Genomic DNA, 370 nt, shown 5'->3' with positions numbered 1-370 from the left:
GTGGCCGATGGTCCAGTCGGTGTAGTGCGACAGCGAGTTGACGGTCTTGATCGCCATCATCGGGCCTTCGAAGGTCGACATGCCGTAGAACGCCAGGGACACCACGAGGAAGCGCAGGATCGGGTCGGTGCGCAGTTTGTGCCAGGCACCGGACAGGGTCATCATGCCGTTGATCATGCCGCCCCAGCTGGGTGCCAGCAGGATGATCGACATCACCATGCCCAGCGACTGCGCCCAGTCGGGCAGTGCGGTGTAGTGCAGGTGGTGCGGGCCAGCCCAGATATACAGGGTGATCAGCGCCCAGAAGTGCACGATGGACAGGCGATACGAGTAGATCGGCCGCTCGGCCTGCTTGGGCACGAAGTAGTAC

1 protein-coding gene is annotated in these 370 nt (G+C 62.7%); it reads right to left on the bottom strand.

What is annotated here, in order from left to right:
• On the bottom strand, positions 1-370 hold a 370-nt coding region (locus tag SB786_RS35760; RefSeq protein WP_410731512.1), incomplete at both ends, for a cbb3-type cytochrome c oxidase subunit I.

Source organism: Burkholderia sp. SIMBA_062, assembly GCF_046534765.1.
Classification (GTDB): domain Bacteria; phylum Pseudomonadota; class Gammaproteobacteria; order Burkholderiales; family Burkholderiaceae; genus Burkholderia; species Burkholderia ambifaria.
This window is presented reverse-complemented; position numbering and strand designations above follow the sequence as displayed.